This window comes from Mesorhizobium sp. AA22, assembly GCF_001672375.2.
Classification (GTDB): domain Bacteria; phylum Pseudomonadota; class Alphaproteobacteria; order Rhizobiales; family Rhizobiaceae; genus Mesorhizobium; species Mesorhizobium wenxiniae.
In genome coordinates, this window is the sequence record NZ_CP048406.1 from 2,806,871 (window position 1) to 2,825,766 (window position 18,896).

At 62.2% G+C, this 18,896-nt stretch carries 17 protein-coding genes; 12 read left to right on the forward strand and 5 right to left on the reverse strand.

What is annotated here, in order from left to right:
- Positions 1-3 precede the first annotated feature (3 nt).
- Positions 4-1,182: an ectoine hydrolase DoeA gene (gene doeA, locus A9K68_RS13660; protein WP_065006760.1), complete on the forward strand. Its 1,179-nt coding sequence runs from the start codon at positions 4-6 to the stop codon at positions 1,180-1,182.
- Positions 1,183-1,187: 5 nt separating this feature from the next.
- Positions 1,188-2,189: a N(2)-acetyl-L-2,4-diaminobutanoate deacetylase DoeB gene (gene doeB / locus A9K68_RS13665; protein ID WP_082982177.1), complete on the forward strand. Its 1,002-nt coding sequence runs from the start codon at positions 1,188-1,190 to the stop codon at positions 2,187-2,189.
- A gap of 239 nt (positions 2,190-2,428) precedes the next feature.
- Here doeB and A9K68_RS13670 read toward each other — a convergent pair whose 3' ends face one another.
- From A9K68_RS13670 to cueR, 3 genes are all read right to left on the reverse strand, one after another.
- Entirely contained in the window at positions 2,429-3,097 is a 669-nt protein-coding gene (locus tag A9K68_RS13670) for a phytochelatin synthase family protein (RefSeq protein WP_065006653.1), read from the reverse strand.
- A 110-nt stretch (positions 3,098-3,207) separates the two neighbouring features.
- The gene (locus A9K68_RS13675; RefSeq protein WP_246811368.1) at positions 3,208-3,759 is read right to left on the reverse strand and encodes a cytochrome c; all 552 of its coding nucleotides are present in this window, start codon (positions 3,757-3,759) and stop codon (positions 3,208-3,210) included.
- A complete protein-coding gene (cueR, locus tag A9K68_RS13680) occupies positions 3,756-4,154 on the reverse strand; it encodes a Cu(I)-responsive transcriptional regulator (protein ID WP_029350608.1) in 399 nt (132 codons plus the stop codon). The genes A9K68_RS13675 and cueR overlap by 4 nt, the downstream gene beginning before the upstream one ends.
- Positions 4,155-5,024: 870 nt before the next feature.
- Here cueR and A9K68_RS13685 point away from each other — a divergent pair.
- From A9K68_RS13685 to A9K68_RS13695, 3 genes are read left to right on the forward strand one after another with little or no spacing between them, the layout of a single operon-like run.
- Positions 5,025-6,092 (forward strand): type III polyketide synthase, encoded by a 1,068-nt coding sequence (locus tag A9K68_RS13685; RefSeq protein ID WP_065006655.1) that lies wholly within the window; start codon positions 5,025-5,027, stop codon positions 6,090-6,092.
- Positions 6,089-6,802, forward strand: coding sequence for a methyltransferase domain-containing protein (locus A9K68_RS13690; RefSeq protein WP_065006656.1), 714 nt, complete (start codon positions 6,089-6,091; stop codon positions 6,800-6,802). The genes A9K68_RS13685 and A9K68_RS13690 overlap by 4 nt, the downstream gene beginning before the upstream one ends.
- On the forward strand, positions 6,799-8,037 hold the full coding sequence (locus A9K68_RS13695) for an NAD(P)/FAD-dependent oxidoreductase (RefSeq protein WP_065006657.1): 1,239 nt from the start codon (positions 6,799-6,801) through the stop codon (positions 8,035-8,037). The genes A9K68_RS13690 and A9K68_RS13695 overlap by 4 nt, the downstream gene beginning before the upstream one ends.
- Before the next feature lie 65 nt (positions 8,038-8,102).
- On the opposite strand, the gene A9K68_RS13700 is transcribed toward A9K68_RS13695, so the two are convergent.
- The gene (locus A9K68_RS13700) at positions 8,103-8,399 is read right to left on the reverse strand and encodes a hypothetical protein (protein ID WP_082982178.1); all 297 of its coding nucleotides are present in this window, start codon (positions 8,397-8,399) and stop codon (positions 8,103-8,105) included.
- Between the two features lie 349 nt (positions 8,400-8,748).
- Positions 8,749-9,012, reverse strand: a complete 264-nt coding sequence (locus A9K68_RS13705; protein ID WP_203546906.1) for a hypothetical protein — start codon at positions 9,010-9,012, stop codon at positions 8,749-8,751.
- A 210-nt stretch (positions 9,013-9,222) separates the two neighbouring features.
- Between A9K68_RS13705 and A9K68_RS13710 the strand changes: the two genes are divergently transcribed.
- The 7 genes from A9K68_RS13710 (at position 9,223) to A9K68_RS13740 (ending at position 18,883) form a co-directional block, all read left to right on the forward strand.
- Positions 9,223-10,662, forward strand: a complete 1,440-nt coding sequence (locus A9K68_RS13710) for an FAD-binding oxidoreductase (RefSeq protein WP_065006659.1) — start codon at positions 9,223-9,225, stop codon at positions 10,660-10,662.
- A 452-nt stretch (positions 10,663-11,114) separates the two neighbouring features.
- Positions 11,115-12,611, forward strand: a complete 1,497-nt coding sequence (locus A9K68_RS13715; RefSeq protein ID WP_065006660.1) for a tlde1 domain-containing protein — start codon at positions 11,115-11,117, stop codon at positions 12,609-12,611.
- A gap of 382 nt (positions 12,612-12,993) precedes the next feature.
- Complete coding sequence (locus A9K68_RS13720) at positions 12,994-13,779, forward strand: ThuA domain-containing protein (RefSeq protein WP_065006661.1); 786 nt, start codon at positions 12,994-12,996, stop codon at positions 13,777-13,779.
- Between the two features lie 78 nt (positions 13,780-13,857).
- Positions 13,858-14,916 (forward strand): Gfo/Idh/MocA family oxidoreductase, encoded by a 1,059-nt coding sequence (locus A9K68_RS13725; RefSeq protein ID WP_065006662.1) that lies wholly within the window; start codon positions 13,858-13,860, stop codon positions 14,914-14,916.
- Between the two features lie 228 nt (positions 14,917-15,144).
- Positions 15,145-15,957 carry an N-formylglutamate amidohydrolase gene (locus A9K68_RS13730; RefSeq protein ID WP_246811413.1) on the forward strand — a complete coding sequence of 271 codons (813 nt, stop codon included), beginning with the start codon at positions 15,145-15,147 and terminating at the stop codon, positions 15,955-15,957.
- A gap of 50 nt (positions 15,958-16,007) precedes the next feature.
- Positions 16,008-17,822, forward strand: coding sequence for a flavohemoglobin expression-modulating QEGLA motif protein (locus A9K68_RS13735; protein WP_246811369.1), 1,815 nt, complete (start codon positions 16,008-16,010; stop codon positions 17,820-17,822).
- Between the two features lie 14 nt (positions 17,823-17,836).
- Positions 17,837-18,883, forward strand: a complete 1,047-nt coding sequence (locus tag A9K68_RS13740) for a glutathione synthetase (RefSeq protein ID WP_065006665.1) — start codon at positions 17,837-17,839, stop codon at positions 18,881-18,883.
- Positions 18,884-18,896 lie beyond the last annotated feature (13 nt).

The window sequence follows — 18,896 nt, forward strand, 5'->3', positions numbered from 1 at the left end:
ACAATGCAGCCCAATCTCAAATTCTCGCGCGGCGAATATGCGGATCGCCTCGCCAAGACACGGAAGGCCATGGAGGCCAAGGGTGTCGATCTCCTTATTGTCAGCGATCCGTCCAATATGGCCTGGCTGACCGGCTATGACGGCTGGTCGTTCTACGTGCATCAGGCCGTCATCGTGCCGCCGTTGGGCGAACCGGTGTGGTACGGGCGCGGTCAGGACGCCAACGGCGCCAAGCGCACTGCGTATCTCGCGCACGACAATATCGTCGGCTATGCCGACCACTATGTGCAGTCGACCGAACGCCACCCGATGGATTTTCTCTCGCAGGTGCTGGCCGATCGCGGCTGGGGCAAGCTCAGCATCGGCGTCGAGATGGACAATTACTGGTTCTCGGCCGCCGCCTTTGCTTCGCTGCAAAAGCATCTGCCCAACGCCCGCTTCGTCGATGCCACGGCACTCGTCAATTGGCAGCGTGCGGTGAAGAGCCCGACCGAAATCGACTATATGCGCAAGGCAGCCCGGATCGTCGAAGCGATGCACCAGCGTATCGTCGACAAGATCGAAGTCGGCATGCGCAAATGCGATCTGGTCGCCGAGATCTATGATGCCGGCACGCGCGGCGTCGACGGGATCGGTGGCGACTATCCAGCGATCGTACCGCTGCTGCCATCAGGCCCCGATGCGTCGGCGCCACATCTGACCTGGGACGACCGGCCGATGAAGTCGGGCGAGGGTACCTTCTTCGAGATTGCCGGCTGCTATAACCGCTATCACTGTCCGCTTTCCCGGACTGTGTTCCTTGGTAAACCCACGCAGGAATTCCTCGATGCCGAAAAGGCGACGCTGGAAGGTATGGAGGCCGGGCTTGCCGCGGCAAAGCCTGGCAACAGCTGCGAGGACATCGCCAGCGCCTTCTTCGCGGTGCTGAAGAAATACGGCATCGTCAAGGACAACCGCACCGGCTATCCGATCGGGCTTTCCTATCCGCCGGACTGGGGCGAGCGCACCATGAGCCTGCGCCCCGGCGACCGCACCGAGTTGAAGCCGGGCATGACCTTCCATTTCATGACCGGCCTGTGGCTGGAGACGATGGGGCTCGAGATCACCGAATCCATCCTGATCACCGAGACAGGGGTCGAGTGCCTGGCCAATGTGCCGCGCAAGCTGGTGGTGAAGAATTGAGCCCGATGTCCAGCCTTCGCCCCTCACCGATCACGCCGACCGTCGATTTCGACCGCGACGGCGTGCAGCACGGATTCCTGCGGCTGCCTTACAGCCGTGACGATTCAGCCTGGGGATCGGTGATGATCCCGATCTGCGTGATCCGCAACGGCAGCGGGCCGAGCGCATTGCTCACCGGCGGTAATCATGGCGACGAATATGAGGGGCCGCTGGCGCTCTACGATCTCGCCCGTACGCTCGATCCGAAGCACGTCAGCGGCACGGTGATCATCGTGCCGGCGATGAACTATCCGGCGTTCCGTGCCGGCACCCGCACCTCGCCGATCGATAAGGGCAATCTGAATCGCAGCTTTCCCGGCCGGCCCGACGGCACGGTGACCGAGAAAATCGCCGATTACTTCCAGCGCGAACTTTTGCCGCGCACCGATATCGCGCTCGACTTCCATTCCGGCGGCAAGACGCTCGACTTCGTGCCGTTCTGTGCCGCCCATATCCGGCCCGACAAAATGCTGGAGGCGAAGGGGTTCGCGGCGGTCGAAGCGTTCTCGGCGCCGTGGTCGATGAAGATGCTGGAGATCGATGCGGTCGGCATGTTCGACACTGCCGCCGAAGAGATGGGCAAGCTGTTCATCACCACGGAGCTTGGTGGCGGTGGCACCTCCCGCGCGGAAACGGTGCGGATCGCTCGTCGCGGCGTGCTCAATGTGCTGCGCCATTGCGGCATTGTCGCCGGTGCGGTCGAGATGCAGCCGACCCGCTGGCTAGACATGCCGTCGGGCGATTGCTTCTCGTTCGCCGAGGACGATGGGATGATCGAAACGTTGATCGATCTGAGCGAGCCTGTCGAAGAGGGCCAGGTCCTGGCGCGCATCCACTCCATCGGCCGCACCGGTGCCGCACCTCAAGAGATCAGGGCAAGAATGGGCGGCATGCTGGCCGCGCGGCATTTCCCCGGGCTGGTCAAGGCGGGCGACTGCACCGCAGTGGTCGCCGTGCTGGTCGATTGAAAGCAGCCGCAGGGGCTCGGCTCTTGGATTAAGGCAGCTTAATTTAATAGCGCCGCGTCGAGGGGCGCGAGGAAATTCCTCGAGCTCCGCTTTGGCAATGCCGTCGACTTCCTTGAGGAAGCCCGACAGCGCCTCGACCCGCGCATCCCTGACCGCCTTTTTGCAGCACGGCGAGATTGCCCCAGCCCCGGCCGGGGAACTACGCTCGTTGGCGGTCTGCGAAACTGCTTGCGACCGTGCTACTCGATAAGCAGCAAGCCGCGCTTTTTGCCGCCATCGCTGTCGATTGTGTTTATGGCTGAAAACAGGCGCTCACGCTCGATCAGCCAGGGCTTGTAGTCCTCGTTTACGTCGAGGACGAAGACCATGTCCTCGGCCTCCAGATATCCTCCGACTGGGGAAAAATGGCCAGCGCCGGCGCCGAAAATCTTCTCACGGGTGAAGTTGACGATGTAACGGCGGCCGGGATCGTTGGCCCGCTTCATGTGCTCGCGAAACGCATCAGCGCTCAGATTCCGAAGCACGGAAACCTTCCGCCTGGTGTTCGTTCGAGCGACCTCGGCAAGCTCGTCCAGCGTGAGCCCGATGACGCAAAAGCCTGTCCAGCACTTTCCGGTTCCGGCGAGGACTTCGGCTTCGGTTGTCTCCTCCTCGCCGATGGAGCGGAATGTGTTTGCGACACTTGCCGGGCCGCACCTTGATCCGTTTGATTGCCATGTGACGTCGGCATTGAAAGTGGCAGCCACGGGGAGCTTCCAGGCGCTGTCAATCAATTCAGGGGTGCGGATAACCGATGACTGGATTGCATCTTGCGAGACTCTGGACTGGCCAGCAATCAAAAGTGCGCTGCCGCCCAGCAGGCCGACGACGGCGATCACAATCACACCGAAAGCGAGACTGCGCTTCATTGCTGAACCTCGGAGGCAGCAACAGGACAATGCAGAAAAGGCACCGCAACGTCAATCAGCGCCGCACCCGGCCAATCAGCCATCCGGTGATCTCGCGGATCGCTCGGCGATTACAGGACCTTCTGCCGGAACTTCGAATGACAGCTTGAGCAATCCTGCAGGATAAGATGTAGGAGGTGCTCGGCGGGAGCCTTGGAAGGATCGGCTTCTGCCGCTGCCGGCCGCTTGCCAAGCAGGCTGCCGCCGCCCATCGCCGGGCCGGAACCCATCCTCATGTCGTCGGTGATACTGGCGGGCGCCCGCTCGGCCTTGGCGGCCAGTGTGCTCGCCAGCGTCCCGATGTGACGGGCCAGCGCCTCGAATTCTGAACGGGCCTGGTCGATTTCCAACCTGGCGCCCGAAGGCGGACCCAATGTCGCGCTGGGAAATTCCGCAATGAGGGCAGGGCCGGTGCGGGCACGTAACGTCCCGGCCGCAGCCTTGAACGCCACAGCGTCATAGGCCAACTTGCCATCGAACATCCCGGCGATCGTCTTTGCGGCAGCGGCCATCTCCTTCATCGAGGACTGGCGCGTCGCGACGATTGGGTCAGGTCCGGCCGCGGCCACCACCGCGGAGGCGCAGGCAAGCGACAGCATCACCGCGGCGGCGGTCCATTTCACTGAACCACGCCCTCTCCCGCCAATTCGTCGATGATCGGGCAGTCCGGCCTCTCGTCGCCGTGACAGTGCTCGACCAGATGATGCAGCAGGCCGCGCAATCCCACGAGTTCGGCGATCTTCCTGTCGATCTCCACCAGCTTGGCTTCGGCGATAGATTTGACGTCGGCGCTCTCGCGGTCCTTGTCTTGATAGAGCGACAGCAACTGGCGGCATTCGTCGACCGAAAAACCCAGGCTGCGCGAGCGCTGCAGAAACCGGAGGCGGTGGATGTCGGCTACCGAATAGTCGCGATAGCCGTTGTCTGTCCGGGCCGGGCGCAAAAGCCCGATGTCCTCGTAGTAGCGTATCGTCTTGGACGGCAGCCCGGATTTCTCGGATGCGATGCCAATGTTCATGATGAAAATCTCCGTTCGCAAGGAAAATAGACCTTCCAGCAGCTGGAAGGTCAACCGCCCGAGGGTGATTTTCACGCGCCGCAGCCGCAAACTCGAGCGGACGGAGACGTCACCCGCTCAAGGGCAGGAGACGCGGCGTCAAATGAGAGCACTGAGTCTTGGATGGTATCGATTGGGCAGGGACCTTCGCCCGGTGAAGGAGCGGGGTCGTTAGCGCGGATAGCTGCTAAGCCTGCGGACCCCATGTGGGTTCCAGAGCCGTCCCAAGTAACTGCCTACTCACGCGTCGGATTTCGCTAAAGGCGAATCCTAACGTAGGCCAAGGAAGCTAAGTATCGCTATTACGATAACGATGGCCCCGACCAGCCAGATGATGTTGTTCATGACAGCTCTCCTTGTCTTTACCGCGACCCTTATGGCAGCTGGCCATTGTTCCCAAAATCGGGCTTCAAGCCGGCAGGGATCGGGGAAGCCCGCGCCTCTGGAAGAGCGCGGGCCAACCGGGGTCTGGCCCGATCCAGCAGCCAATATCCAAGAGATATTCGCTGTCATCCTACAACTGTTCGTGTGCCCTAGTGTTCCATCGATCAGCAAAAAGGCCGTGCCCGGTGAGGGCCGGACGCAATGGCGCCTCGGCCCGAAGCGCGGGCTCCTGGTGGACGACTCGATAATGGAGCCTATGTTCCTAGTACCGGCGAACCGCAGCATCGCCCGGCAACCGCACATGCTGAACCTCGGGATGAAATCAAGTCTCAGAAACGTTCATCGAACAACACTCAAAACCTGATGTCCGACATCTGGTGCCGATGACCAAACAACCTCCGGCGGTGGCCCCAAATATATATCGTGCACACGCCGAGGAGACAGAATATGCCGGCCAAAGCGTATATCAACCGGATCGCGACAGCGGTGCCGGAGCACGAGGTTCATCAATTCTATCTGCGTTTCGCGGCCTCCATGCTTGCGGCCGATCGCCGAAGAATTTTTAAACGCATGGCTGACCTTGCCGGCATCGAGCACCGCTATTCCTGCTTTGCACCGGCCAGCGACCCCGAAGGACCGTCAGCAGACCTGGCCGGGAGGTTCATCCGGGGCGCCTTTCCTGGAACGGCCGAGAGAATGGCAATGTTCGGAGATGCCGCACCTGTTCTGGCGAAAAAAGGCGTCGAGGGATTAGAGCTTGGTGGCGGCGTTTCCCGCATCACCCATCTTATCGTTACCACCTGCACCGGTTTTTCAGCGCCGGGCATCGACCTGGAGCTGGTTGCGCGATGCGGCCTGCCGGAAAGGGTTGAACGCACGATGATCGGGTTCATGGGCTGCTACGCGGCGATCAATGGCCTCAAGCTTGCCCGCCACATCGTCCGTTCCGACCCGCAGGCGAGGGTCCTGCTGGTCAATATTGAACTTTGCACGATGCATCTGCGGGAATCCAGCGGGCTGGAAAAGCTGCTGTCGTTCTGCCTCTGGGGCGACGGCTGCGCGGCTGCGCTCGTCACCGCCGAGCCGCACGGCATCGAGCTCGAAAGCTTTTACTGTATCGTGGCGAACGAGCGGCGGGATCTGATGAGCTGGAGCATTCGCGACCACGGCTTCGAAATGGCCCTTTCCGGCCAGGTTCCAGCAGCGATCCATGAGGCGTTGCGGAGCAACCAAGATGCCATCCTCGGCGATCGGCCTACCGAGGCGATCGACCTCTGGGCCGTGCACCCGGGTGGACGTTCGGTTCTCGACGCCGTCGAAAGGGCCCTGAGGCTTGCACCCACCGCGCTGGAGCCATCGCGCGAGGTGTTGCGCCAGTACGGAAACATGTCGTCCGCGACCGTCATGTTCGTGATGAAAGAGCTGTTGAAGGCGCCACCAGGCCAACTCGGCTGCGGCATGTCGTTCGGACCCGGGCTGACGGCCGAAACCATGCTTTTCCGAACGGTTTCATGAGCGGCCTGGAGCAGCGCCAGCTTGAGCCGGAAATCCTCGACGGACTTGCGGGCGACGATCCGCGAGCGCTTGCCGCGCGCCGCGACCTCCGTCGGATCAACGCGCTGATGTTTCAGGCGAGGATCATGGCGTCGCTGCTCCGGAAATTTGTGCCAAGGCCGCCACGCCGGATTCTGGAGATCGGTGCCGGCGATGGTTCCTTCATGCTGGCGATAGCGCGGCGCATGGCCGAGCATTGGCCTGGGGTCCAACTGGTAATGCTCGACCGCGTCGACCTCACCACCGCGCAATTGCAAGGTGATTTTGACAGGCTGGGATGGACGGTCGAAGGCGTCACCGCCGATGTCTTCGACTGGGCGAGAAAGAATGAGGGCACGCGGTTCGACGCGATCACCGTCAATCTGTTTCTGCATCATTTCGACGATGCCGAGCTCGTGCGTCTGTTTTCGCTGATGGCGCCGAAGGCCCCGCTGCTGCTGGCGACAGAGCCGTTCCGAGCGAAACTGGCGTTGGCCGCGACGCGTCTTCTGCCGGCAATCGGCGCCAATGACGTGACCCGAAACGACGCTGCTCAAAGCGTGCGTGCCGGCTTTCGCGGCAGCGAGCTTTCCGGTCTCTGGCTCGCAGCAAACGGCAAACCGGTCGAGGAACGGCGCGCCGGCCTTTTTTCCCACATTTTTGTCGGCGCCAGCGCCGGTGATGACCTATGACGCGATTGTCGACCCATGACGCGATCATCATAGGCGCCGGCCCGGCGGGCACGTCCGCCGCGCTGACGCTGGCCCGGCGCGGATGGGCCGTGGCTATTGTGGAAAAGAGCGTGTTCCCGCGCCGCAAGGTCTGCGGCGAATACATGTCGGCAAGCAATCTTGCGCTTCTGGACCAGCTGGAAATCGGCGATGCCTGGCGTGCCAATGCCGGCCCCGAAATCCGCCGCGTCGGCTTCTTTTCCGGCGATGCGAGTGTCGAGGCACCCATGCCTCGTGCAAAAGATGGGCCTCGTGCAAACGATGAACCTTCTGCCAACCCTGGCTTCGGCCGGGCGCTCGGCCGGGATATTCTCGACTGTCTGCTTTTGCAGGCGGCGCGATCGGCGGGCGTCGAAATCTTTCAGCCTTGCCGCGCCGTCGCCATCGATCGGGATGGCGAGATGCAAATGGTGCGAATTCAAGCCGGGAGCGAAACGCCGATGTTGCGTACGCCGGTGATTGTCGCCGCACACGGCTCCTGGGAACCAGGACCGCTGCCCAGCCAGCTCGGGAAGACCAACCGCCCTTCGGACCTGCTCGGCTTCAAGGCGCATTTCACCGGGTCGTCCCTAGCGCCTGATTTGATGCCTCTGCTGGTGTTTCCGGGGGGTTATGGCGGCATGGTTTCGGCGGATCATGGCCGGCTGTCGATTTCGTGCTGCATTCGCCGCGATATGCTCGCACGGTTGCGCAAACAGCCTGGCCCCAACCAGCAGAGCCATTTGTCGGCGGCCGATGCGGTCTCCCGTCATCTGATGGAATCGTGCCGGGGTGTCAGGGATGCCCTGGAGTCAGCTCACCCCGACGGTTCGTGGCTTGCCGCAGGTCCGATCCGGCCGGGAATTCGCTCCTGCTACGAACGGGACATCTTCCGCGTCGGCAATGCAGCCGGAGAGTCTCATCCCGTTGTCGCCGAGGGCATCTCGATGGCGCTTCAGTCCGGCTGGCTGCTGGCCTGCGAACTCGCATGCGCGCCAGACGGCAGGGCAGGGCGCGAGGCTGCCGGCAGACGCTATGAGGCGGCCTGGAAAAAACTGTTTTCGACGCGGGTCTACGCCGCTGCAGCGATTGCTGGAATTACCCTTCGCCCCGGTAACGCCACCTTGATGGCGGCAATTATCCGGAATTTTCCGCAGGCACTGACATTGGGCGCGCAATTAAGCGGCAAGACAAAGCCGGTTCCCGGCTTTGTCTAACAAGCGGTGCGGCGCATCATGCGCAAACGAAGGAACTACAGCGTGCTCAACAAGCGCTAGCTCCGTCACTTGGGGCAATTCTCCATGTCCGAAGTTGCAGTGCCACTGGCGGAGTTTGTATTCGCATCGGCGCCTGCCATATCCTTACACCGGTCACCCATGCCGTCGGGGCCTGTGGTTGTCGAACCGGTTACGTTTGGATCGGCAGGATTTGCGTTATCGGTGCCGGGAGCCATAGTGCCAGTGCCTGTCCCGGTGCCCGCTCCCGGATCGCTGGTGCCGGATCCTGTGCCGGTTGATTGCGCCATCGCCGAAGTGGCAAGGGCGATGCTGAGTACGGTTGCAGAAAGAATTTTCTTCATGATCGGTCTCCATTCGAGTTGCCTCGCTGATTGCGATGATTATCCAACGAGCGTTTTTTGGAGTTGTTCCATCAGACAGAAATTGTGATTGAGCCAATGACAATCCAAGCAGCAATGCTGGCGAAGCAGCGAACGAGCGCCATCTTTTTTCGGTTTCGATGGAACAAGATCCGCCAGCCACGGTTGGAAGCGCAGTCGTTCTACAGCGACTGGAAAGCCGTTCGCACGGCATTCGGACAAGGCCCTGCGCTTCCTCCCCGCGGGGCCTTTTCTGTTGATGCAGGAACCTTCATGGAGCCTGGAGCGCACCCGGAACGGGCCGGCTAGCTGCGCCATTGAATGCTGTCGTTCACGGCTCGTCGATATCTTGCTTCGAGGGGTTGCGCGAGATGGCGCGTTCCTCTTCGTCGTCCGGCAACGCCTCGTCACTTTCCTGGTACGGATTGTCGTCGTCTTCCTCGGGCAGTTCAGCCTCCTTCTCGAGGTCGTACCGGATGTCGCCGTTTCCTGGCACGCTGTCTGGCATAATTTCGCCGCCTTTAATCGCGTCCCAGTCCTGCTGTTCGATAGTCGGGCCTTCGGATGAATCGTCGGGTTTTCTTCGCGGTGCCATCAGAGCTCTCCTATGCATTGGTTGCTGATATGCCTAACTCCGCGGACCGCTGCGTAGTTCCTCGACCGAACCGGCCGACCGCCTTACGGCGTTAGGCGGGTTGCGCAATACCGCCCGGCAAGCCACTAGGAACTTGCTTGACCTCTAATATAAGGGCAAACTTGGAAACGGGTGGGGGAAAACGGCTCAAAAACAATCGGGAGGAAAGCCATGAACAGCATGAGCCTCACCACGCTTGAACGCGGCAAGACGACAGTCGATGCCGCGGCCCTGGACGCGCTTTCGGCGCAATTGCGCGGCACCGTGCTGAGGGAAGGCGACGCCGCCTATGACGAGGCACGCAGCATCTGGAATGCCATGATCGACCGGCGGCCAGGGATGATCGTGCGCTGCGCCGGTACGGCCGACGTTATCGCCGCCGTGAATTTTGCCAGGGAAAACAGGCTGCTCGTCGCGGTTCGCGGCGGCGGCCACAACATCGCCGGCAGCGCCGTCTGCGACGGCGGCCTAATGATCGATCTGTCGCCGATGAAGTCGGTGCGGGTCGATCCGGCGACGCGGCGGGCATGGGTGGAACCTGGCGCGACGCTGGCCGACGTCGACGCGGAAACACAGGCCTTCGAACTGGCGGTGCCGACCGGCATCAACTCGACCACGGGCATTTCAGGCCTGACGCTGGGCGGCGGCTTCGGCTGGATCACGCGGAAATTCGGCCTGACCATCGACAATCTTCTCTGCGCCGATGTGGTTACCGCCGACGGCAAGCTGCAGCGCGCCAGCCAGACCGAAAACCCGGACCTGTTCTGGGCGCTGCGGGGTGGCGGCGGTAATTTCGGCGTCGTCACGGCTTTCGAGTTCAAGCTCCACCAAGTCGGTCCGCAGGTGCTGTCGGGGCTCGTCGTGTATCCTTTCGCCGATGCCGAAAACGTGTTGCGGGAATACCGAGCGGCGCTCGAAGCAGCGCCCAATGAGCTGACCTGCTGGGTGGTCATGCGGCAGGCGCCGCCGCTGCCGTTCCTGCCGGCCGAATGGCATGGCAAGGAGGTGCTGGTCCTGGCCATGTGCTATTGCGGCGACCTTCAGGAGGGCGAGAAAGCGACGCAAAGGCTTCGCGCCATCGGCACACCGATTGCCGATGTTGTCGCCCCTAACCCGTTCACCGGCTGGGAGCAGGCATTCGATCCGTTGCTGGCGCCCGGCGCCCGAAACTACTGGAAGAGCCACGACTTCACCGAGCTCTCCGACAGCGCGATCGAGGTTATCACGGCCGCGATACCCAAGCTTCCGGGGCCTGAATGCGAGATATTCTTCGCCCATGTCGGCGGTGCCGCGGGCCGCGTGACAGCGGATGCAACGGCGTTTCCGCAACGCAGCGCGCATTTCGTCATGAATGTCCACGCCCGCTGGCGCGAACCGCAAATGGACCGCGCCTGCATCGAATGGGCGCGCGGTGTTTACGAGGCGGCTTCGCCCTATGCCGCCGGCACGGCCTATGTGAACTTCATGCCCGAGGACGAGGTCGACCGGGTCGAAGCAGCCTATGGCGGCAACTATCGGCGACTTCTAGAGATCAAGCAGCGTTATGACCCGCTGAACCTGTTCCGCATGAACCAGAATTTGCGCCCGGCGGAAGACCTGCGCGCCGCATAGCGTATGCAATGACAAGGCCCGCGTCTCCGACGGAGAACGCGGGCCTCGTTGCGCGCAGACGATCATGGGTGATGCGACGCTTTTTATCCCGAAACAGCCCTCAGCTGACGCCCGCCCTGGCAAGGTCTAGTCCTTTCGGTTTCTTGACTCGGTTGGCAAAAACGGGCAGCAAAGCCTTATACGGAGGACATTTTCACCATTTTCATAGTCGTGGAGGGAGCTTTTTTGATATCGACCTTCGCCTAATCGGCGATCGGTAGAGGGATTGGTTAACCAAGTTTGTCCATCTTTTGAATCAATCGGCAACAGACGCGAAGCGTGCAGGGGGCACTAGGCGACTGTGATTGTGACGGCTGCGAACCCCGCATGCCGCAAGGCCGATTGAGGTTGGTTGTATGGCGTTTGTGCGTTTGAAAAGCCGGGGTGATAATCCTGATACTGGATTGACTTCGATGAGGCCCGGCCTGCGCTGGGTCGCGATTCCCGTTGTTGGCGTTGCGATCGCTCTGTGGTCGGTGGCGACCATGGCCGGCCTCCATTCGATGGGAACCTCGCTCACCGCTGCCTCCAACAGTCTTCCGCAAAGCCTGCTCGCGCCGCGAACCATCGCGCTCGCCGATCGCTCGCTTCCCAATTCATGGGCCAGTTCGTGGGCGCCGTCACTGGCAAGCCGACAGCGTCAGGCGTCCCTGCTCAGCCGATGCGATGCCGGTTGCGCGCAGGCTGCCGCGAGCTTCGTGCATGAAGGCAAGTTGGCGCGTCTGAAGCCGTTAGCGAAGCCGAATACCGTGCCTGTTGTCGCAAAAATCTCGCGCCAAGCGCGCTTCGACAGTGTGGTGGCGAAAGCCGCGCTGTCGCCGCAAAAGCTCGCTGCTGCCTTCGCCCACGTCACCGCGGCACCTCCTATGCTTGCCAGCCTTCCGGCGGCCGGGCGAGCTGCGGAGCCGGTGCGCCGGCCCGATCAGCATGGTCCCGCGGCCGTGCGCTTCGGGCCCGAGATTGCGGAATCCGAACGATCCTCCCGTCTGGCGCTGGCGCTTGCGAATGCATTGCCGGGAGAGATGATCGACGTGCTGCCCCCAGCTGTTGCGGCAAGCGAGCCTTCTATTCCACAGGAGCCGCAAGAGGGCGAGGTGCAGATGGCCTCGCTGCCGCCGCAGGACGAGATGCCTGACAGCGTCCCCTTGCCGACCTTCCGCCCGCGGGCGGAAATCGATCAGTCAGACGAGGCGCCCGGCGTCGAGGCACCCAGGGCCAAAGCGCCCAAAGTTCAGGCATCGAAGCCCGCCAAGGCGCAGTCTCAGCCATCCAAAGCGAACAAGGGGCAGACGGCCGACGCTCCACAGGTCGAGATACCCCGGGCGCCAGTCTTGTCACCGAGGAGTTCGTCACCGGCGGCGATGCCAAGCATGCAAGCCAGCCGGGGCATGCAAAGCAGCCCGGGCATGCGAAGCAGCCCGAGCAAGCCGGCCAAGCGGTCCAAGGCCAAGGCCGCAGACATGCTGGCCTATGCCAAACCCGACAGCCCGGCGGGCGGCGGGGTCTTCCGCAACCTGTTTAACAAGCCCAGCATCGGCGGCGGCGTCGCCGTCTACGACATTTCGGCGAAAACCGTCTATATGCCGGACGGTTCGCGGCTCGAGGCGCATTCGGGACGAGGCTCGATGGCCGACCAGCCGCGCTACGCCAACCTGAAGAATGTCGGCCCGACACCGCCCCACACCTACGATTTGAGGCTGCGCGAATCGCGCTTCCATGGGGTGGAGGCGCTGCGTCTCATTCCCGTCGATGGCAAGAACAAGTACGGCCGCGACGGCTTTCTTGCCCACACCTACCTGCTGCGCGGCGGCCGCGCGGAATCGAGCGGCTGCGTCGCTTTCAAGGACTATGCCCGTTTCCTCGACGCCTTCAAGAAAGGCAAGATCAAACGCCTCGTCGTGCGCGGCTAACCAGATCGCTGATGCAGTCGGAAAGGCACGGCGCGTAGACCAGCAGCGGCGCAGAATGAAAGCCGCTCTGTAGCGATCCTTCGCGCCCCCCTCTGTCCTACCGGACATCTCCCCCACAAGTGGGGCGACGCTCCGCTCGTTCCTGCAACGTTGGCTATTTGCGAAAGCCGGTGTGACATCCAATCTCCCCCAGGTGGGGAGATGTCCGGCAGGACAGAGGGGGCGCTGTCCCGCCAGGACCGCTGGCTTTGCCGTGTGGACTTTCCCCGCCTGATTTCCACCCAATTGTCAGCAACCGACCTCGAAAGCGTTTTCAATCCCGGCCAGGGATACTATGACTGGATGTACCGGGGCGGCGGCTTCAACCAATCAAGAGGATGTCATGACTATACGCGCTGTCGTTTGGGGCGAGAATATCCATGAGCGGACCAATGACGTGGTCGCGGGGATCTACCCCGAGGGCATGCACGCAACAATCGCCAACGCGCTGAAGCTCGACCCCGGCGTTTCCGTGTCGTGGGCGACGCTCGAGCAACCGGAGCATGGCCTGCCGGCCGACCGTTTGGCGCAAACCGATGTCCTGCTGTGGTGGGGACACAAGGATCATGGCGCCGTCGACGACGAAGTCGTCGAGCGCGTGGCGCGCCGCGTCTGGGGAGGCATGGGGCTGATCATCCTTCATTCCGGCCATTTCTCGAAGATATTCAAGAAACTGATGGGCACGCCCTGCACGCTGAAATGGCGCGAGGCCGGCGAGCGCGAGCGGCTCTGGGTGACGAGCCCCAACCACCCGATCGCTGCCGGGGTCGGCGAGTATTTCGAGCTCGAGAACGAGGAGATGTATGGCGAGCAGTTCGCCGTGCCGGAACCGCTGGAAACGGTGTTCATCTCCTGGTTCCAGGGCGGCGAAGTGTTCCGGTCGGGGCTGACCTGGCGCCGCGGCGCCGGCAACATCTTCTATTTCAGGCCAGGTCACGAGACCTATCCGACCTATCACGACGCGAATGTCCAAAAGGTGCTGCGCAATGCGGTGAAATGGGCGCACAACCCGCAGGGCTCACATCCAGCCATCCTCGACGCGCCGAACGTGCCGGTGGAAAAGGCGCTCGAGCCGATCGTCGAGCGCGGTGGAAAACTCCATGCCGCGGGCGAAGCCGGGTTTCGCTAGACCGCTGTCGCGAAGCTTCGGTTCTGAAAAATCCATGATCGAACAAGCAGATGAGCCCTCATCCTAAGGATAAGAATCATGCGTCTTTTGATACTCGGCACCGGTTGGATGGCGGAAGAGCATGCCAGGCAGTTCAGCAGGATCGAAGGCGTCGAACTGGTCGGCGCCGTCGATCTCGACCGCGCGCGTGTCGACAAGTTTTCGGACAGCTACGCAATCCCCAACCGGTTCGCATCGCTGGAAGACGCGCTCGAATGGGATAAGTTCGACGCGGTGGCGAACGTGACGCCAGACCGCATCCACCATCCGACCACCATGATGCTGATCGCGGCGGGCAAGCCGGTGCTGTGCGAAAAACCGCTGGCCGAAAATTACCAGCGGGCCAGTGAAATGGCCGATGCCGCCGAGCAAGCCGGCATCATCAACATGGTCAACCTGACCTATCGCAACGTCGCGCCGCTGCAGCGGGCGCGCGCCATGGTGCTTGCCGGCGAGATCGGCCAGGTGAGGCACGTCGAAGCGTCCTATCTGCAGAGCTGGCTGGTTTCCAAATTCTGGGGCGACTGGCGCACCGATCCGAAATGGCTGTGGCGGCTGTCACGCGGCCACGGCTCCAATGGCGTGCTGGGCGATGTCGGCATCCACATCCTCGATTTCGCCAGCTATGGCGCGGCGCTCGACATCGATCATGTGTTCTGCCGCCTCAGGTCCTTCGACAAGGCGCCCGGCAACCGGATCGGCGAGTACGAGCTCGACGCCAACGACAGTTTCACCATGGCGCTGGATTTCAGCAACGGCGCCTTCGGCGTCGTCCATGCCAGCCGCTGGGCAACCGGTCATCTCAACGAATTGCGGCTGCGCATCTATGGCGACAAGGGTGGTATCGAGGTCGTGCACAATCTGACCGGTTCGGAACTGAAAGCGTGCATGGGCGAGGACATCGAGAACGCAAAATGGCAGGTTCTCGATGCCGGAACGGTGGCGACCAACTACCAGCGCTTCGTCGATGCGGTGCGCAACCGCGTCCAGGCCGAGCCGTCGTTCCGCCACGCGGCCGAATTGCAGAAGGTGCTCGACCTCGCCGTCGTCTCCGACGAGAAGAGGGCAGAACTCAGGGCCCATGCCGACACGCAATAAGCGTGGGTTCCTCGCCCTCGCGAAGCTAGGGAGATCGGCTGGCCGCACCTTGTCCTTCAAGTAGGAGATGGGGTCGGGACGATGTGAAAGCGCAATCTCCCCCCGCAAGGGGGGAGATCGGCTGGCAGCGGGGCGCAGCCTTCTGATTCAGGGCGGGGCTAAAAAATCGCTTGTTCGATGAATCGGAACCGTCCGCACTCTCCGCGCATTCGATGGACTATGAACAGGATGATTTCCAACAACGATCGGGGCGGATCACCGGCAGGCTGGACAATCAAGCTCGGAGAATCTCCTGTAATCGGTACAGCTATCCACAGCGGCACCGACGTAGGCGGGGCTTGTCGATCGGCCATGTGTCTCTCCGATCCTGACCGGCGTCGGGAAGAGGACCCGTTCACCGAGCGTTTCATCGCCGATTTTCCTACCCAGATCATCGTTCATCGGTCACGCTTCCAAGTGGATCTGAACCGTGCGCGAGACGCTGCGGTCTACCGGTCGCCGGACCAGTCCTGGGGCCTGAAAGTCTGGCGAGAGCAGCCGGACGAGGACATCGTTACGGAGTCTCTTTCCTTTCACGACGCCTTCTACCGTGAGCTGAATCGTATCCTCGCCGATATCGAGAGGCGCTATGGCAAGTTCGTTCTTGTCGACGTCCATAGCTATAATCACCGGCGCGAGGGGCCGGAGGCCATGCCTACGTCTCGCGACGTCGCGCCCGACATCAACATTGGTACGTCTTCCATGGACCGCGAGCGCTGGGCGCCGGTCGTCGACGCTTTCATCGAGACGCTTCGCGGCCAGCGCCTCAACGACGAGCCGATCGACGTGCGCGAGAATGTATCCTTCCAGGGCAAGGGCGAACAGGCCCGTTTCGTCCATGCCAATTTTCCAGAAACCGGCTGTGCCATCGCGGTAGAGTTCAAGAAGATTTTCATGGACGAATGGAATGGCGATCCCGACTGGGGAACGATCGAACGGCTGCGCGCCATGCTGGCGTCTACGGTGCCGGTCCTGGAGTCGGCGCTGCGGGCCATGCGATGAAGCCCAAGCTCGTTGAGCCCGCGGCGCCGTTGGCGCAAATCGAATCGGACTTGGACGCGCTTTTCCGGGACGGCAAGCCGATCCGCCGCGAGTTCGGCAACGGCAACCGTCTGCACGTGGATCGGCCGCTGCCCTTTCTATGCGTCCATGTCGGGTCGCATCAGGACGCGGCATTCCATGCCGTCTCCGCCAACGCGTCCTATCTGATCGCGGCCGACATCGGCCTCGCCGGCGAGGTCGCGCGGCTGGTGGCGCGGAGGATGCACGATCACTGCGGCGCATTCCTCATGCTGGACATCGGCGAGTTGGCCGAAGACCGGTTCCTGACCGAGGATGTTCCGTTCCTGCCGCCCTTCGAGATTGCGCTGGCCTGCGGCGACACGGCGGCGGAGAGAGCGGCACTCAAGCGCTTCGCCACCGCTGCGTCCGGACGCGAAGCAAAATACCGCACGCCCCGCGTCGAAGAACTCAACCCAACGACACGCGCCGAAGCACGGCTGCTGGATGATCTCGGTGATGCGGCGTGCCTGACGGTACGCTTCGCACCGATCTACCGGGTGCCGGGCACCAAGCGCGTCTACCCTGAACTCCACGACCTCATCGTCGCCAACATGGTCGATTCCGCGCTTCAGGCCGTCAGCGCCTTTCTGAGGGCATTAAGTCTGGAACAGCCGGCAACCCATCGGTCACTGGGGCGCCGCGCCTATATCGACGCCGTCGTGCGCGCTGATCGGGCGCTCGACAACGTCGCGTCGGCGTTCGATTTCCTGCTTGCCGTCACGCCGATCAATGCCGAACCGGCCTGGCTTGAATTCCGGGCAGGCGGCTTCGAGCGTGTGCCCGCGCTGCTCTACAGGCCACTCGAGTTCGAGGTCGCCGCCCAGAAGCGGACGCTCTATTCGGTCTCGCTCGATCACCTGGAAGATCCGCTCCTGACCAAGCTGCTCTCCGAAAAGCAGCAGGAACTCGATCTCCAGCTGTCGATGCTCGCGGCACGCGAAACGCCCCGCTTCGTCGAACTCGGTCGCGCGCTCTATGGCAGCGTGGAGCCGAGCCTGGCGGCGAGGGCACGCACTATTCTCGAAAGGCTACCGCGAGTTGCTTCAGCGGCCCGGCAGAAGGCCCTGGATGCTGACGCCGTTGCCGCGGCCGCGCGAGACATGATCGCCGGATACCGGGCCGCCTACCCCGATTTCGATGCTTCCGTGGAGATACGCGGCGACCTGCCGGCCGGCCTTCTGGTCTCGCGAAACCGACTGCTGGTTTCGCGCGATACCAACCTTCCATCGGAGCGTCTGACTGCGCTGCTCAGTCACGAGATCGGTGTTCATCTGCTGACCTATTTCAACGGTGATGCGCAGGGGCTCGCCATCTTCCGCAACGGGCTCGCCGGCTACGAGGGCATGCAGGAGGGACTGGCCGTGCTGGCAGAATATCTGGTCGGCGGCATGACCGCAGCACGCTTGAGGCTGATCGCGGCCAGGGTCATCGCGTGTCAGGCGATGCTCGACGCCGCAACGTTCGAGGAAGCCTTCCGCATTCTCCACAGGGATTTCGGCCTCGACGATCACAGCGCCTTCAACGTCGTTCTGCGTGTCTATCGAGGCGGTGGCCTCGCAAAAGACGCCATCTATCTGCGCGGCCTGGCGCAGATCCTCGATCATCTCAAGAATGGCGGCAGCCTCACTCCCTTCTGGATCGGCAAGATCTCCGCCGCTCATTTCGGCCCGATCCAGGAACTCAACGCGCGCGGCCTGCTGCGCGCGCCGCGCCTAGAACCTGCATTTCTGTCTTCCGACGCGGCGCGTTCGCGCCTCAAGAAAGCGATGGCGGGAATCGATCCGATCGATATGGTTGAAACTTGAGCGGAGTCTCCTCGATGCGCATTGCGTTCTTTGTCAATTCCATTGAGAGCGAGACGCCCGCCTACACGACGACAGCGTTGGCGCTGGCCGCCGCCCAGCGCGGCCATTCCGTTGTCTATGTTGAACCAGGCGACTTCATACTGCGTCCGGATGACGGTCTGGCTCTCAGCGTCGCGGTTCTGCCGGATGCTTCCTACAAGACTCCCGACAAGCTGCATGCTGCCCTGAAGGATGCCGCGAAGCAGAAAAAGACCTTCGCGATAAGCGATATCGACATTGTGTTTCTGCGCAACGACCCGTCGCTGGACGTCACCGATCGACCATGGGCCGCTAACGCAGGCGTTATGTTCGGGCGGCTCGCAGCAGAACGCGGCGTGATCGTCGTCAACGATCCGGACGGCCTGGGGCAGGCACAGAGCAAGCTCTACCTTCAGTCCTTTCCCGAGGCGGTCAGGCCGGCTACCCTGATATCGCGCAATATCACCGAGATCCGCGCATTTATCGACAACCACTCGAAGGGCTGCATCGTCAAACCGCTGCAAGGGTCGGGTGGCAAGAACGTATTCCATATCGCAAAGCCTACCGATTCCAACCTCAACCAGATCTTCGAGGCGGCCAGCGGCGCCGGCTATCTCATCGCGCAGGTCTACATTCCGGAGGCCAAGGCTGGTGACGTGCGTCTTTTCCTGATGAACGGCCTGCCGCTGGCGCGCGACGGCAATTACGCAGCCTTTCGCCGCGTTCCAGCCAAGGGCGACGTCCGGTCCAATATCCATGCTGCCGGAAAAGCCCGCAAGGTCAAGGTAACGGGCACGATGTTGGGCATTGCCGAGATGGTGCGCCCCAAATTGATCAGCGACGGCATGTTTCTGGTTGGGCTCGACATCGTCGGCGACAAACTTCTGGAGATCAACGTCTTCACGCCAGGCGGGCTGACACGGCTTGCCGGCATGTACAACACGGATTTTGCCACACCCGTCATCGTTGCACTGGAGGAGAAGCGGACGCTGCGCCGAGCCTATGGAAAGACCATAACAAATTCCCGGCTGGCGACGCTCTGAGGAACGCAGGCAT